The organism is Wolbachia endosymbiont (group A) of Clivina fossor (assembly GCF_964026865.1).
Lineage (GTDB): Bacteria > Pseudomonadota > Alphaproteobacteria > Rickettsiales > Anaplasmataceae > Wolbachia.
This window is the reverse complement of record NZ_OZ034707.1, coordinates 235,986-250,798: the sequence shown is the minus strand read 5'-3', so window position 1 is coordinate 250,798 and position 14,813 is coordinate 235,986. Positions and strand designations below refer to the sequence as shown.

The window sequence follows — 14,813 nt, the reverse complement described above, 5'->3', positions numbered from 1 at the left end:
TTTAATTCTAAAAAAATGTTAGACATGAACAAAATAAGTAAGAACATAAAGAATAAGATAAATTTTCTATGGCTGATGATAACAGTTATATGTGTTGTTGTTACATGTTGTTATACAAAGAGTAAAGCTGTGAGTAATTATAAAACAGTACTACAAATTGCTTCTGAAAATTGTAACTTAGAGGTTGTAAAATTTTTGGTAGAAAATCTATTAGATGTTAATGTGCAGGTTCCTAAATTAACAGCATTACATTATGCTTCAGAGGTAGATTGTTTAGAAGTCGTGAAGTTTCTAGTACAAAAAGGAGCTGATGTAAGTGCTTCTGACGGATACGAGCGATGGACACCGCTGCATTATGCTGCAGATCAAGGACGTTTGGAAATTGTTAAATTTCTATTAGACAAAGGAGCAGATCCCAGTGCTATAGCTAAAGATGGAAGAACACCTAGAAGCATGGCTGTAATATCAGAACAACGTAATAAAGATAAAAACAAGCAATACAGGGAAGTAATAAAACTACTTTCCAATGCAGAAGGCTCGCTCAAAAATAGCAAGTAATATCAAAGATATATTGGAGTCATAAGGATCTGCAGAAGAGTAATACGAATTCAAATAGTGACTACCACAGCAAAATATAGAAACTGAACATATTTCTTTTTTACCAGTAATTTGCAGTTATTTTACAACCAGTACAAAATATGCTAAACCAAAAAATCCCAATTACAGTAATTATTACCATATTAATCCAAACCGTAGCATTGATATGATGGTTATCCAAGCTAGACTCAAGGGTACAATTTCACGATAAACTTATTGAATATGGTTTAATGGAAAAAGTATTAGTACTTGAGGAAAGGGTAAAAAATCTTTCTGAAGAATTAGATGAGTTTAAATTGCAGGTTTTAAGCGGAAAAATTAAATCTTAATATCCTTACCTAAATTTACAATTGATTAAATACATTTTATCCGTTGATGGAGGTGGAATTAGAGGCATCATACCAGCCATTATTCTCGCAGAAATAGAGCAAAGGACAAGGAAACCGATAGCTGAAATCTTTGATCTTATGGCAGGTACTTCAACCGGTGGAATTGTTGTAGCGGGATTATGTAAAAAAGATGAACGGGGAAATCCCCAATACTCAGCCAACGACCTAGTTGAGTTTTACCAAAAGTACGGAGCATATATTTTCAAGTCATCATTCTTGAGGCGATCAATACTATCTTGGTTTAACTGTGCACAATACCCACATAAAAATATTGAATCTGTACTGGATAAATATTTTGGAGAGGATATTCTAAAAAACACATTAAGTAAGGTACTGATAACAAGTTATGATATTAACAACAACTATCCTTTCTTTTTTAAGAGCTGGAGAGAAGACAGAAATTTTATCAGGCTAAAAGATGCACTCAGAGCTGCAACGGCTGCACCTACTTATTTCATACCAAAATATCTAAAAATTGACCAGATAGACAGATTATTAGTGGATGGTGGGGTGTTTGCCAATAATCCTGCGGCTTGCGCATATGCAAGTGGTAAGAGGTTATTTCCAAATGATGATATTCTATTGTTATCGATAGGTACTGGAAGAACAGATAGAAGCATAGAGTATGCCAATTCAAAGAGATTTGGAAAAATAGGATGGATAAAACCTTTGTTAAATGTGATGTTTGCCTCTGGATTGGACTGCGTAAATTATCAGATGAATCAAGTAATAGGCAATAGATACGTAAGAATACAATCGCAATTGAAGCTAGCGTCGGCTGACATGGATAACATTACATCAAAAAATATCAAATCTCTTCAGCAAGAGGCAAAGGCAATGATAAAGGACAATCAGGAACTGATAGATAAATTCTGTGATGTTGCATCTTGATACGTCAAATTCTGCAGAGCTAAACAAGGGTTCAGAATAGATATATTAAATATATAATTATTTCTACTTATATCTTAGTATATTATTTGTGAATCAGTAACCTACTGCTGTTTTTAATTCAGGCTAAGTTTTGAAAGCATAATTTTCAAGCTCCTCAATAGATAAATCTGTTATTTTAGAAATAGCATCAATAGAAACATCCAACATAAGTAGATTATTTGCAACCTTTATTTATATTAAGTATATAACTATCTTTACTTGTATCTTAATATATTATTTAACACTCCCAACCGTCTTTAACACAATTCAATTTTCACAATCACCCAACTCATCAGCAGTTAGACCACTTGCTCGCACAATAATATCAATAGCAACACCTGCCTTAACTAGACCTTTTGTAACCTTGATTTTCTCTGCTTTTTTAACCTTTTCTTTACTAGTTTGCATTCCTTCAGATAAAGATCTGGCTACCGTATCCAGTAATTCTTGATCCTCAATTTTTTCGCATTTACCTACAAACCGCAAAATTGGCTCATTTTCATATTCTGTTAGTCCAAGAGCTTTAATGTTAACTGATAATGTCTTTGCTATCTTATATAATATTTCAATTGGAATGTCTGTATATCCTCGTTCATAGTCGTGTATTTCTTTAGGTGTTGAACCGATTTTATTTGCCAAGTCCTCCTGAGTGTATTCCCGTATTAATCTCTCCTCTTTTATCCTTTTCCCCACTTTGTAGAGTATAGAATCAGTACAAATTTCTTTCTCTATATCACCATATTCGTAAGTAGATAAGCGAGTCACTTGGGAAATAATATCAACTGAAACTCCTTCTTTCACTAGATTCTTTGCTACTTCTATTTTCGCTTCTTCTTGACTAATTTTCTCGCTAATATATACAAACCTTACTAATGGATACAGCTTCTTGCGTAATTCCTGATCCTTAATTTCTCTATGTATTTTTGTTAGATAGACTATTTCTTTATCCTCATCTTTGTACCAACCGTTTTCTCTTAGTACTGTTGGTCCTGGAAGTAGATCTACAACACTAACTGACAATGCTCCTGCTATTATATAAGATTCTTTGATTGTAATAGCCTTGCACCCTAGTTCAAAGTTATGTATTTCCTTATGTGTTAAACCAATTTTGCTTGCTAATTTTGCCTGAGTATACCCTTGTACTATCCTACAACCTTCTATTTTTTTCCCTAGCTCGTAGCTTACTGAGCCAATATGCTCTGAATTATCATAGATAAATCCTCTAAAAGCTGTTTTTCCTACAGAAGCAAACATATATTCTATCACAAAAAAATCCACTATTGGCTAAGTTTTTATGAAATCACAAAAATTTCTCAATCATATAATTTGATAAGCCTGTCGTTTGCAAGATAATATCAACAGAAATTCCTTCTTTCACTAAATTCCTTGCAACTTCAATCTTCTTTTCCTCTCTGACCTTTTCTCTACAAACATGTATACCTTCAAATAAAGACTTGATTAGCATATCGCGTAATTCCCGACTCTCAATCTTTTTGTATTCTTCTATCAAGTTTGATAGCTTTTCTTCCGCTTCACTATCCTCATCTGATTCGGGAAGTAGATCTATGATACTGATTGATAATACCTTTGCTATTTCATCTAACATTTCAAGTGAGACAGCAGCTCGCCCTTGTTCATATTCGTATATTCCTTGATTTGTTATGCCAACTTTATTCGCTAAATCTTTTTGAGTATATCCTCGTATCAATCTCCACTCTTTTATCCTTTGCCCTACTTTGTATGGAACCGAAATTTTGTTCTCCTCATACTCACCAATAGATAAGTTAGTTGTTCGAGAGATAACATGAGCAGAAACTCCTACTTTCATCAAACCCCTTGCTACTTCTATTTTTACCGCTTTTCTGCTTCTTTCCTTGCTCAAACGAATAAATTTGGTTAATAAATAAAATATCTCACGTAATTCTTTATCCTTATATCCCTTTACTAAACTTAATATTTCTTCCTCTTCAAAATATCTTTTTTCATTTGGTAGTGTCTCTCCACAAACTAGACCTTTAACATTCACTGATAATGCTTCTGCTATGGTATATAACTTCTTAATTGGAATTTTACGGTTCCCTTTCTCATATTGCAGTATTACCCAGTACTTTACACCAATTTTCTCAGCCAAACCCTTCTGAGTATAACCTCGCTCTAACCTCCAACTTTTTACTTTTTGTCCTACTTCATAGTCTAGACTTTTTTCCACGCAAAAAACCATATATATAATATTTTCTACTATAGCTCAAAGGCTCCAGTAAACTCTGGAACCTTAAAATAAATGAATTAAAGTTCCCTAAAGGTTTCTTTACTACCTCCACATACCCTATTTACCCATGAAGACAATACTTCATCATTGCTAATCTCTTTTATAGCATACTTTTCACTCCATATGCCACATCTAGTGAAATTACCTCTCTCTACTGCTTCTTTAAGTTTTACTCCAGCAAGAAGACAATTTTTTCCTATTTCTTCTTGTATCTTGTCAAAAGCATCTAATGTTTTAAGCTTAAGCATTAGGTGGAGAAGGGAGGAACTCTGTGCTTCTTCTTATACCAAATCTCATAAATAAGTAGGCAAATAACTCACAGAACAAATGGTTTTGATCGAACTTTCCGTAATATTACGAATGAATGCACATACAGTATCCTCCAATAAACTAACAGAGTCATATATTCTATTTTTAATGAGATTGTCTTTCAAATATTGCCATAAACGCTCTACTGGATTTAACTCTGGTGAATATGGAGGTAAATAGATTAAGGTAATATTTTGTGGTATTTTTAAACCTTTGGATCTATGCCATCCTGCACAATCCACAACAAGAAATGCCTCCCTTGTTCCTAAATATTGTGACATCTGCTCAAGGAATATATTCATACAATCAGTATTGACGTTTGGTACGAATAAGCTAGAACTCTCTCCATTTCTAGGATTAACTGCACTATAGAGATAAAAGTTTTGCCTACCTAATTTTACCTTAACCTGTGTCCTAATGCCTTTTTTAAACCACCCGTGTCCAATCTTTGAATGTGTGCCAAACCGCGACTCATCGAAGAAAAATAGCTCTTTTTCGGGATACGTGACAATAGTTTCATTAAGATTTTTTTTTAAACTCTTCTTGTTTATTTTTATCCTGTTTATTGTGCACAGGCCTTGGAGTAATATACGAAAAACCTAACTTTTGCATCAGTCTATGTGCTGTAGACTTACTTACCTCAATAGAAAACATTTTCTCAATTATGATTTTTAATTTCTTAGCCGTTAGGTTGGCTCCTTCTTCTGCTATGACATTTTTAATTTCTTCTTGCTGCTTGTAGCTCAACTTCGGCTTTACTCCACGTCCTGGTTGTATTTTAAACGCATTGACTCCTCCTTCCTTAAATCTTGTAATCCACTTCATCAATGTAGTTCTAGTAATTCGGTATATTTGAACAACTTTTGTTATTCCATATTCTTTTGCAGATATTATTGCCTGTAATCTTCTTCCTATCTCTCCTCTTATGCCGTGCTTCTTTAATTCCAGGTTACACTTATTATATAATTCTTCTCCTATTGCTTTACTTTTTCCTGCCATAACTCCCCACTAATTCTTAAATTATTCTATTTTAGAAATTTTTCTTTATTCGTCTATTTATTTTTAGGAATTGGTATAAGATTGGTAAATGCACGGCATGTAAAGAATGTACCTGGTAGGAAGTCTGACGTTCAAGATTGCCAATGGCTCCAACAACTGCATAGCTACGGACTGCTTCATGGATCGTTTAGGCCAGATAATCAGATGTGTGTATTGCGCAGTTACGTGCGGCAACGCAAAAATCTCACTGAAAGTGCATCTACACATATTCTGCGTATGCAGAAGGCATTAATTCAAATGAATATACAATTACACAAGGTTATTAGTCATATTACTGGGATAACTGGTATGAAAATCATTGAAGCTATAATTGAAGGCGAAAGAGATTCTGAAAAATTAGCAGAATTCAGGGACGTGCGAATGAAAAATGATCAGTCTACTATTGCAAAAGCGTTAGCTGGTGACTATAGAGAGGAACACTTATTCACGCTAAAGCAAGAATTTGAATTATATAATATTTATCAAGAAAAAATAGCAGAATGTGATAGAAATATTGAAGCCTATTATAAAACGTTTGAAACAAAGTCTTGTGAAAGCAAACAGCTAAGTAAGCAAAAGAATAAAAATAGCAAAAGTAAGCCAAGCTTTGCTTTGTATGAGGAACTGCACCGAATAACTGGTATGGATTTCACTAAAATTCCTGGATTTGATGTATTAAGTATACAAACCATAATTTCAGAAGTTGGTATAAACCATAGTAAATGGCCAACAGAAAAGCACTTTTCGTCGTGGTTGGGACTCAGTCCTGCTAATAAAGTTACAGGGGAAAAAGTGTTTAACACAAGAACACGTAAAGTCATTAACCGTGCTGCGAATGCTTTGCGAATAGCTGCTCATTCTGTAGGAAATAGTAAAAGTGCGTTGGGTGCATACTACAGAAGATTGAAAAAACGACTAGGAGCACCAAAAGCAATAACAGCTACTGCAAGAAAAATGGCATGCATATTTTATAGTATGCTCAAATACGGACAGGAATATGTAGAAAAAGGAATGGAATACTATGAAACACGCTATAAAGATAGAACTGTAAAAAATTTGATCAAAAAAGCGAGCGAATTTGGCTACATATTAGTTCAACAAGAAGAGTTAGTTGAGTGAGTTTCTTAGGAGGAAAAGTGCTGGTAAAGTTGAAGGAAAATAGAAAGTATCAAGTATTATGGTGGGTTTTGGCTCCACTCTGCTTGGGGTTTTGTATAAGGAAAAAGGTTTGCTGCTCAAGAATTTGAATGGAATCCGTAAAGGTGGAAACGTTCTTAAGGACAAAGTAAACAGCATTGTGTAAACATGTGAGCTATTTGAGGAAAGGTGGGTATAGAAGGAAAGAAAACACAGCTCTCTAAAAAAATAACAAAGTTATAAAAATTATACTTGCATTAGCTTTTATTCGTGCTATGTATTATACATAATATCTTTATAGACTGGGGGGAAATATGTTAACTAGAGATATTTCGAAGCCTGAGCAGGTTTCTAATGCGAAAACAAATCCAGAAATAAATGAAACATTGGAAGGGTTGCCAAAAAAGCTAGAGAAAGAGCAGGTGGGTGGTGAGCATGAATTGATTAAAAGACGTTTATACGCACATTACAAAGCTTTCTTTATTGAATGCAGTATCGGTAAAATGGTACAAGGACCTTAGCTAAAGGTAATCTTACTGAACTTTATATAGTATAGCAAAATAAACAATTTGAGGTGTGAATCATGGAATATGAGCAGTGGTTAGGCATATTAACTTCAATAAATGCTGACAATGATTTAAATGAGAGTAATGTAATTGGAAAAATAAAAGAGAAGTTAGAAAAAGAAGATCCAGGCACATATAAAGAGTGGAGGAATAATCAATTTGACATAAATTATACATGCAATGATCAACTTACGTTGTTGCATATAGTTGCCGCAAATGGCCTTGCAAAGGTAACAGAGTTTCTAATAAAAAAAGGTGTTGAAGTTGATAAAGCAAATCAATACGGATGTACTCCATTACATTTTGCTGCTGTAGAAGGCCATACAGAGATAGTAAATGCCCTTATAGCAAAAGGGGCAATTGTTAGTGCAGTGAATCAAAACGGGTCTACTCCATTACACTTTGCTGCTGTAGGAGACCATACAGAGATAGTAAATGCTCTCATAGAAAAAGGAGCAGATGTTAATGCAGTGGGAGAAAATAACTGGACTCCATTATACCTTGCTGTTGAAAATTGCCATATAAAGACAATAAAGGCCCTCATAGAAAACGGGGCAGATATTAATGCAGTGAATCAAAACGGTTGGACTCCATTACACTTTGCTGCTCAAATGGGTCATACAGAGATAGTAAATGCTCTCATAGAAAACGGGGCACATGTTAATGTAGTGGGAGGAGATAAATGTACTCCATTACACCTTGCTATTGAGAATGGCCATACAGAAATAGAAAAAGCCCTCATAGAAAACGGGGCAATTGTTGATGAACATACTCTGTTACGCTTCGCTGCTAAAAATGGCTATACAGAAATGGTAAATACCCTTATAGGAAAAGGGGTAAATGTTAATGCAGTGGATATTATGGGATATACTTCATTACACTTTGCTGCTAAAAATGGCCACACAGAGGTAGTAAATGCCCTCATAGAAAACGGGGCAAATGTTGAAGCAGTGGTTATAGATGGACATAGATATACTCCATTACACTTTGCTGCTCAAATGGGTCATACAGAGATAGTAAATACTTTCATAGAAAATGGAGCAAATGTTAATGTGTTGAGTGAATCTGATAAGGTGACTCCATTATACCTTGCTGTTCAAAGTGGTCATGCAGAAGCAGTCAAGGCTTTAATGAAAAAAGGAGCAGATCCTTTATTGGAGAATAAAAGTTATAGAACTCTCAAGCGTTTAATTGAATTAATCAAAAATAATAGTTTAGAGCATCTTCCGAAAAAAGCAGAGAAAACAACAACAGGAGGGGAAGAAGAGCAAGTGGATGATGAATATGAATTGCTTAAATATTCATTGCTGTTTCGTAAAGGTTACTCCTTAATTGATACTGTTAGAAAAGACACATTTGATAATTTAATATGCACATGGTTTGCTGACGTATCTGGCTTAACACCAAAGCAAAACGAGTTGAATAAAAAATTGTTAAGTATTCTTAAAGACCTTCCATATTTGAGTGATGAAAGTTATCGTGATAAAGATATTTTACGTGATTTTTTACGAGAGAATAAAGATGATGACGATCTAAAATACATCCTTAATCTTACAAGAGGAGAATCTGAGTTGACAATACTACATGTAATATCAAGTATGGATGGTAAGTTAGTAGAAAAATGTGTGGATTTACTTTTGGAGGCTGGAGCTAATCCTAATATAAAGGACGATAGAGGAAAAATACCATTACATTATGCTTCGTATAATAATATAGGGTCTCTCATAGAAGCAGGGGCTGATCCTAATGCGCAGGATAGTGAAGAGAGAACACCTTTGCATTACGCTGCTAGTATTGGTGATGAGAAAAGTATAAATGTTCTTCTAGAGCACGGAGCTGACTCCAGTAAAAAGGATAAACAGGAAAAAACTCCGCTACAAGTTGCAACTGATAATCATAACTACCATGTTGAAAGGCACTTTTTAACTGACAATCAAAAAAGATTGTGCCAAGAATTTGGTCGTATTGTTGACGCAAGTACAGACTTTACTGAACTAAAAGTATTTTTGAATAAATACAAGAATACTCAAGATCTTAAAAGGATTTTGAACCTTCGTGATCGTGAAGGAAAATCAGAAATTCTTCTAAATCTCAGAATCATTTTTTACTCAAGACATTTTCGTTATTGCGAAACTCCTTATGAAGAAGCAAAAAGACTGCTGTTAGAAGCGGGAGCGATTGACTATGAAAGATTAGATAGAAAAGAACATTCGCCTGAATCTGGAACTCTATGGGATAATTTAATATTAAACCAGCAGCAGAAGTTGAAAATGTTTTTAGACAGAGTAGGTGAAGCTCAAGACATGAATCAACTAGAACAAGTTGTAAATAAAGCTATAGAGTCTGGAGTAAGGTTTAATTTTCTTGTTCGTCCAGGTGAAATGATGTACCAAGATACATATAATTTTACAGATTATGTAATAAAAAGGGTTAGTGGATTAAAAAAGAATCCTAAAGTTGCTAGTGATATAATATGTAAATTAGTATCAAAAGGAGCAGTGTTGCATAACTTGAGTAGTATAGATGTAATCGATACACTGGAGTCAGAATTTAAAGATCACAAAACTAATATGAAAAAAGCTCATGAAGAATGTTTCAATAATACTTTTAAGTTTATGGAAATCGTTAAAAGTGCAGCTACTGGTAGAGTAAAAAATGCAAAAATGGATAATTCTACTTTTTACTTAGAATACTCAGAGGACAGCACAATAAATGTTGCGAAGATTACAGATGGAGCAAGGAGTTTAGGACTAACTCAAGGAGAAATAGAGTACGGAAGAGATATAATAAGAATCGGTAAAAGTGAGGTAGAAATTATAACGGCAAATGGCATAAGGCATTACACTGATCTTGCAGATGGTAGCGATATAGTATTAACTTTCTATACTAGTTTAGGAGAATTAGAGGTTAGATTATATCCTGATATGCGAAATAAAGACCTTATAAGGGTAGAAGTAAATAATCAAGATTTGCTGAAGCAATTAAAAGATTGTAAAGAAGAAATAGGGAAGAATTGCTCATTTGGTGGGTATTTAGTATACGATGCTATTGAACAGGGATATTTTGAAAGGTCTGGAAAATTGATGCGTTCTGAAGCAATGAGTCAATCTAATGGAAAAATCGGTCCTTTGACAAAACTTGATGAAATAAGAGGAGTCTCAAGTTTCAAAGAAACAGTAAGCCGTTGTCCATAGTAAGGACAGATGGTGATATTGAATTAATAGTTTAAGAGATTTTCTAAAGAAATTGTCTTATAGCTTCAAGATTGTGTAGGCCAGTCACTTGACATATTACATTGGTAGGAATACCCACTTCAAGTAGGTTTTTTGCCATTTCTGTTCTCCCTATTTTTTTACCCTTTTCTTTATCAATCTGTATTCTTTTAGATACTGACATAATTAATGAATAAAATTTATCACGTATTTCTTCATCCTCAATTTTATTATACTCTCTCACTAAATCTAGTACTCCATTTTCTCCTTCTCTATCCTCATTACTTCTTTCAATTTCAACATTGCCTTTTTCTATTAGTTCACTAATTTTACGTCTTTGTGTAATAGCAGCGGATATAAAGTTATTGGTAAATACGTAGACAACAAGCTTGTTGCTATTTTAGGGTATAGGTTACTCTATAAGTTTGCATTTGGAAAATATATTTATATTGATGATTTGGTAACTTTACCTGAGTATCGGTCAAAAGGCTATGGCCATCAGTTAATTGAATGGATAAAAGGAGAAAGTAAAAGAACAGATTGTAATCAAATTCATTTAGATATAAATGTAAGTAACTACTTAGGTTTAAAATTTTATTTAAATAATGGATTTCAAGCTAAAGCATACCATCTAGCATGTAAAGTTTAATGGAATATGGATTATGGTACAAATAAATCGTTTGATCGGTAATGCTAACTACGTCAACTTACTTATTGCCGATTTTATTTCCAGTTTAGGTGATTGGATGATAATACCCATTATTGCCTCATTATTCATCTATGATATTGGCTTACCATCACAAATGCTCGCTATTGTTGAGATTGCTATGGCAGCTCCAAGCGTCTTTTTTGGTTCAATTATAGGAGTATCAGTAGATAATAAAAATCCAATACCTATTTTGATTTATTCTGATGTTTTTCGAGCAGCTTTATCTATTATTTTGTATTTTTCAGCTTATCATTATAAGATAATTTTGTTACTACTATTCTTATACCAATTCCTAAAAATAAATAGACGAATAAAGAAAAATTTCTAAAATAGAATAATTTAAGAATTAGTGGGGAGTTATGGCAGGAAAAAGTAAAGCAATAGGAGAAGAATTATATAATAAGTGTAACCTGGAATTAAAGAAGCACGGCATAAGAGGAGAGATAGGAAGAAGATTACAGGCAATAATATCTGCAAAAGAATATGGAATAACAAAAGTTGTTCAAATATACCGAATTACTAGAACTACATTGATGAAGTGGATTACAAGATTTAAGGAAGGAGGAGTCAATGCGTTTAAAATACAACCAGGACGTGGAGTAAAGCCGAAGTTGAGCTACAAGCAGCAAGAAGAAATTAAAAATGTCATAGCAGAAGAAGGAGCCAACCTAACGGCTAAGAAATTAAAAATCATAATTGAGAAAATGTTTTCTATTGAGGTAAGTAAGTCTACAGCACATAGACTGATGCAAAAGTTAGGTTTTTCGTATATTACTCCAAGGCCTGTGCACAATAAACAGGATAAAAATAAACAAGAAGAGTTTAAAAAAAAATCTTAATGAAACTATTGTCACGTATCCCGAAAAAGAGCTATTTTTCTTCGATGAGTCGCGGTTTGGCACACATTCAAAGATTGGACACGGGTGGTTTAAAAAAGGCATTAGGACACAGGTTAAGGTAAAATTAGGTAGGCAAAACTTTTATCTCTATAGTGCAGTTAATCCTAGAAATGGAGAGAGTTCTAGCTTATTCGTACCAAACGTCAATACTGATTGTATGAATATATTCCTTGAGCAGATGTCACAATATTTAGGAACAAGGGAGGCATTTCTTGTTGTGGATTGTGCAGGATGGCATAGATCCAAAGGTTTAAAAATACCACAAAATATTACCTTAATCTATTTACCTCCATATTCACCAGAGTTAAATCCAGTAGAGCGTTTATGGCAATATTTGAAAGACAATCTCATTAAAAATAGAATATATGACTCTGTTAGTTTATTGGAGGATACTGTATGTGCATTCATTCGTAATATTACGGAAAGTTCGATCAAAACCATTTGTTCTGTGAGTTATTTGCCTACTTATTTATGAGATTTGGTATCACATACTAATGTCAATTTTGACGTTTTCATAATGTTTTCCCCTATTAAGATTTATTGATTTAGTGGTAGTAGTTGCAGTTGCTCTCTCCATAGCTTCGGTATCTTCAATAAGCTATGTTTTATTGTTTAAAGTATCTTCGGCTTTGTTGCATATGAAGAAGCGTAGATGGCAAATTCGAAGATAGGCAGAATTTTAAGTTAAGCAAAGTAAGATTGAAGGAAGCTATAAAAATTAGAAAACTTGGTTGAAATTAGTAACAACAAAAAATCTTTTATTGACTCAATTCTATTTTATTCTACAAATTTGCTTTAATTTTTCTTGTAAGTTCTCAACTGGGTGTGTATCCTTACGTGAGTGAAGATTAATAAAACGCATTCTATATCGCTAATTTTGTCAAATTGACAAGCAAGCGTGAGAGGAGTTCTTTTTTAGTGTTACTCCTTCACTCACAAATTTTGAAAAACATGCTAAAAGAACAAGACAAAATATTCACCAACCTAAATGGTAAAGAAACTCCACTACTTAAGGGTGCAAAAAAACGTGGTAGCTGGCAAAAAACAAAGGAGTTACTAGATTTAGGATCAGAAAAGATCATTGATGAAGTAAAGAAATCTGGTTTGAGAGGTCGAGGGGGTGCAGGATTTTCCACCGGCCTTAAGTGGAGCTTTATGCCCAAAAATCTCCCAAAAGCATATTTAGTAGTCAATGCAGATGAGTCAGAACCTGGTACATGTAAAGATAGAGATATATTGCGATATGAGCCACATAAGTTACTTGAGGGAATTCTCCTAGCCGGCAAAGCGATCAGCGCATCAGTTGCGTATATTTATATCAGGGGTGAATTTTATAATGAATATTTAGTTCTAAAAAAAGCACTTGAGGAAGCCTATAAAGAAAACTTAATTGGAAAAAATGCCTGCAAATCAGGTTATGATCTTGATGTGTTTATCCATAGGGGTGCAGGAGCTTACATATGTGGGGAAGAAACAGCTCAACTCGAATCAATTGAAGGAAAAAAGGGCTTTCCTCGCATGAAACCTCCATTTCCCGCAGGTGTTGGACTTTTTGGCTGTCCAACCACAATAAACAACGTTGAAACTATAGCCATGGTTCCAGATATTCTAAATCGCGGAGGAGAATGGTTTGCATCTCTTGGTAAACCAAATAATACTGGTACTAAGATTTTTTGTATTTCAGGACATGTAAACAACCCGTGTAATGTTGAAGAAGAGCTCGGAATTCCACTACGTGAATTGATTGAAAAATACGCAGGTGGAGTGCGAGGGGGTTGGGATAATTTACTTGCTGTAATACCTGGTGGGTCTTCAGTGCCATTAATTCCAAAATCTATATGCGATACTATTGAAATGGATTTTGATTCATTAAGAACCGCACAATCAGGGCTTGGTACTGCTGCTGTAATAGTGATGGATAAATCAACTGATATAATAGCTGCAATAGAGAGGTTATCACACTTTTACATGCATGAGTCCTGTGGACAATGCACACCATGCCGTGAAGGTACTGGATGGATGTGGAGGATTATGAAGAGGATGGTGGCAGGAGATATTAAGCCTGATGAAATAGATAAGCTGCTTGACCTTACAACTCAAATAGAAGGACATACAATTTGCGCGCTTGGTGATGCTGCAGCTTGGCCGATTCAAGGATTAATAAGACATTTTCGCCATGTTATCAAAGAGAGAGCGATAATTTAACTCTACTTATACTTCTTAAGCCGTCTTGCTACTTAGCAACCAGAGCTAAAAAATATTGATTCCCTTCTCTTTTAGGTGCCAATTCTACCTTTGCAATATCTTCAGTGTCTCTAATTAGCCGTTCTAATTTTTCCAGTCCGACTTCAGTGTTTATAAGCTCTCTGCCCTTAAATCTCATTGTAACTTTGATTTTATGTCCGTGGGCAAGTAAGTCTCTTGCTTGACGCAATTTTGTTTCGTAGTCGTGATCACCAATATTAGGACCTAGTTTAATTTCTTTTATAGTTAATGTTTTTTGTTTCTTTTTTGCTTCACTTGCTTTCTTTTTTATATCATACTTTTGTTTGCTATAATCCAGAATTTTACATACTGGAGGGGTTGAATCAGGTGCAATTTCCACCAAGTCTAAACCAACACCCTGTGCACATTCCAGAGCTCGTTCTATTGGCACGATTCCGACCATTTCACCACTATGATCAACTAAGCGTACCTCCTTAGCTGTGATGAATCCATTAATTCTGTTTTTATTGTTCTTTTTAACTTGCAAACTTTA

General features: G+C 34.2%; 13 protein-coding genes and 3 pseudogenes. 10 read left to right on the top strand and 6 right to left on the bottom strand.

Annotation, left to right across the window (positions count from 1 at the left end; genetic code table 11):
• Positions 1-15: 15 nt before the first annotated feature.
• From AAGD99_RS01325 to AAGD99_RS01315, 3 genes and pseudogenes are all read left to right on the top strand, one after another.
• Entirely contained in the window at positions 16-558 is a 543-nt protein-coding gene (locus AAGD99_RS01325) for an ankyrin repeat domain-containing protein (RefSeq protein WP_341822375.1), read from the top strand.
• 140 nt (positions 559-698) lie between these two features.
• Positions 699-926, top strand: a pseudogene (locus AAGD99_RS01320) (hypothetical protein).
• A gap of 21 nt (positions 927-947) precedes the next feature.
• Complete coding sequence (locus AAGD99_RS01315; protein WP_341822374.1) at positions 948-1,877, top strand: patatin-like phospholipase family protein; 930 nt, start codon at positions 948-950, stop codon at positions 1,875-1,877.
• Between the two features lie 306 nt (positions 1,878-2,183).
• Here AAGD99_RS01315 and AAGD99_RS01310 read toward each other — a convergent pair whose 3' ends face one another.
• From AAGD99_RS01310 to AAGD99_RS01295, 4 genes and pseudogenes are all read right to left on the bottom strand, one after another.
• Positions 2,184-3,170: a helix-turn-helix transcriptional regulator gene (locus AAGD99_RS01310; protein ID WP_341822373.1), complete on the bottom strand. Its 987-nt coding sequence runs from the start codon at positions 3,168-3,170 to the stop codon at positions 2,184-2,186.
• 46 nt (positions 3,171-3,216) lie between these two features.
• Positions 3,217-4,137, bottom strand: a complete 921-nt coding sequence (locus AAGD99_RS01305) for a helix-turn-helix domain-containing protein (RefSeq protein ID WP_341822372.1) — start codon at positions 4,135-4,137, stop codon at positions 3,217-3,219.
• A gap of 65 nt (positions 4,138-4,202) precedes the next feature.
• Positions 4,203-4,391: pseudogene (locus AAGD99_RS01300) on the bottom strand (hypothetical protein); the annotation flags it as partial.
• An 87-nt stretch (positions 4,392-4,478) separates the two neighbouring features.
• A protein-coding gene (locus AAGD99_RS01295) for an IS630 family transposase (RefSeq protein WP_341822251.1) occupies positions 4,479-5,493 on the bottom strand; the annotation gives its coding sequence in 2 pieces (ribosomal slippage) (positions 4,479-5,027 and positions 5,029-5,493; 1,014 coding nt in all).
• Positions 5,494-5,568: 75 nt separating this feature from the next.
• On the opposite strand from AAGD99_RS01295, the pseudogene AAGD99_RS01290 reads away from it, so the two are divergent.
• The 3 genes and pseudogenes from AAGD99_RS01290 to AAGD99_RS01280 form a co-directional block, all read left to right on the top strand.
• Positions 5,569-6,651, top strand: a pseudogene (locus AAGD99_RS01290) (IS110 family transposase); the annotation flags it as partial.
• Between the two features lie 332 nt (positions 6,652-6,983).
• Positions 6,984-7,190: a hypothetical protein gene (locus tag AAGD99_RS01285; protein ID WP_341822371.1), complete on the top strand. Its 207-nt coding sequence runs from the start codon at positions 6,984-6,986 to the stop codon at positions 7,188-7,190.
• Between the two features lie 62 nt (positions 7,191-7,252).
• Complete coding sequence (locus AAGD99_RS01280; protein ID WP_341822370.1) at positions 7,253-10,429, top strand: ankyrin repeat domain-containing protein; 3,177 nt, start codon at positions 7,253-7,255, stop codon at positions 10,427-10,429.
• A gap of 43 nt (positions 10,430-10,472) precedes the next feature.
• On the opposite strand, the gene AAGD99_RS01275 is transcribed toward AAGD99_RS01280, so the two are convergent.
• Positions 10,473-10,631, bottom strand: a complete 159-nt coding sequence (locus AAGD99_RS01275) for a hypothetical protein (RefSeq protein ID WP_341822369.1) — start codon at positions 10,629-10,631, stop codon at positions 10,473-10,475.
• Between the two features lie 153 nt (positions 10,632-10,784).
• Here AAGD99_RS01275 and AAGD99_RS01270 point away from each other — a divergent pair, with 153 nt between their 5' ends.
• From AAGD99_RS01270 to nuoF, 4 genes are all read left to right on the top strand, one after another.
• Positions 10,785-11,096 carry a GNAT family N-acetyltransferase gene (locus AAGD99_RS01270; RefSeq protein ID WP_341822368.1) on the top strand — a complete coding sequence of 104 codons (312 nt, stop codon included), beginning with the start codon at positions 10,785-10,787 and terminating at the stop codon, positions 11,094-11,096.
• 13 nt (positions 11,097-11,109) lie between these two features.
• Positions 11,110-11,484 carry a hypothetical protein gene (locus tag AAGD99_RS01265; RefSeq protein WP_341822367.1) on the top strand — a complete coding sequence of 125 codons (375 nt, stop codon included), beginning with the start codon at positions 11,110-11,112 and terminating at the stop codon, positions 11,482-11,484.
• Between the two features lie 31 nt (positions 11,485-11,515).
• A protein-coding gene (locus tag AAGD99_RS01260) for an IS630 family transposase (protein WP_341822251.1) occupies positions 11,516-12,530 on the top strand; the annotation gives its coding sequence in 2 pieces (ribosomal slippage) (positions 11,516-11,980 and positions 11,982-12,530; 1,014 coding nt in all).
• 476 nt (positions 12,531-13,006) lie between these two features.
• On the top strand, positions 13,007-14,260 hold the full coding sequence (nuoF, locus tag AAGD99_RS01255) for an NADH-quinone oxidoreductase subunit NuoF (protein WP_253309962.1): 1,254 nt from the start codon (positions 13,007-13,009) through the stop codon (positions 14,258-14,260).
• Between the two features lie 28 nt (positions 14,261-14,288).
• Here the strand turns inward: nuoF and infC are convergent, their stop codons facing one another.
• A complete protein-coding gene (gene infC / locus AAGD99_RS01250) occupies positions 14,289-14,807 on the bottom strand; it encodes a translation initiation factor IF-3 (RefSeq protein WP_264730993.1) in 519 nt (172 codons plus the stop codon).
• Positions 14,808-14,813: the final 6 nt, after the last annotated feature.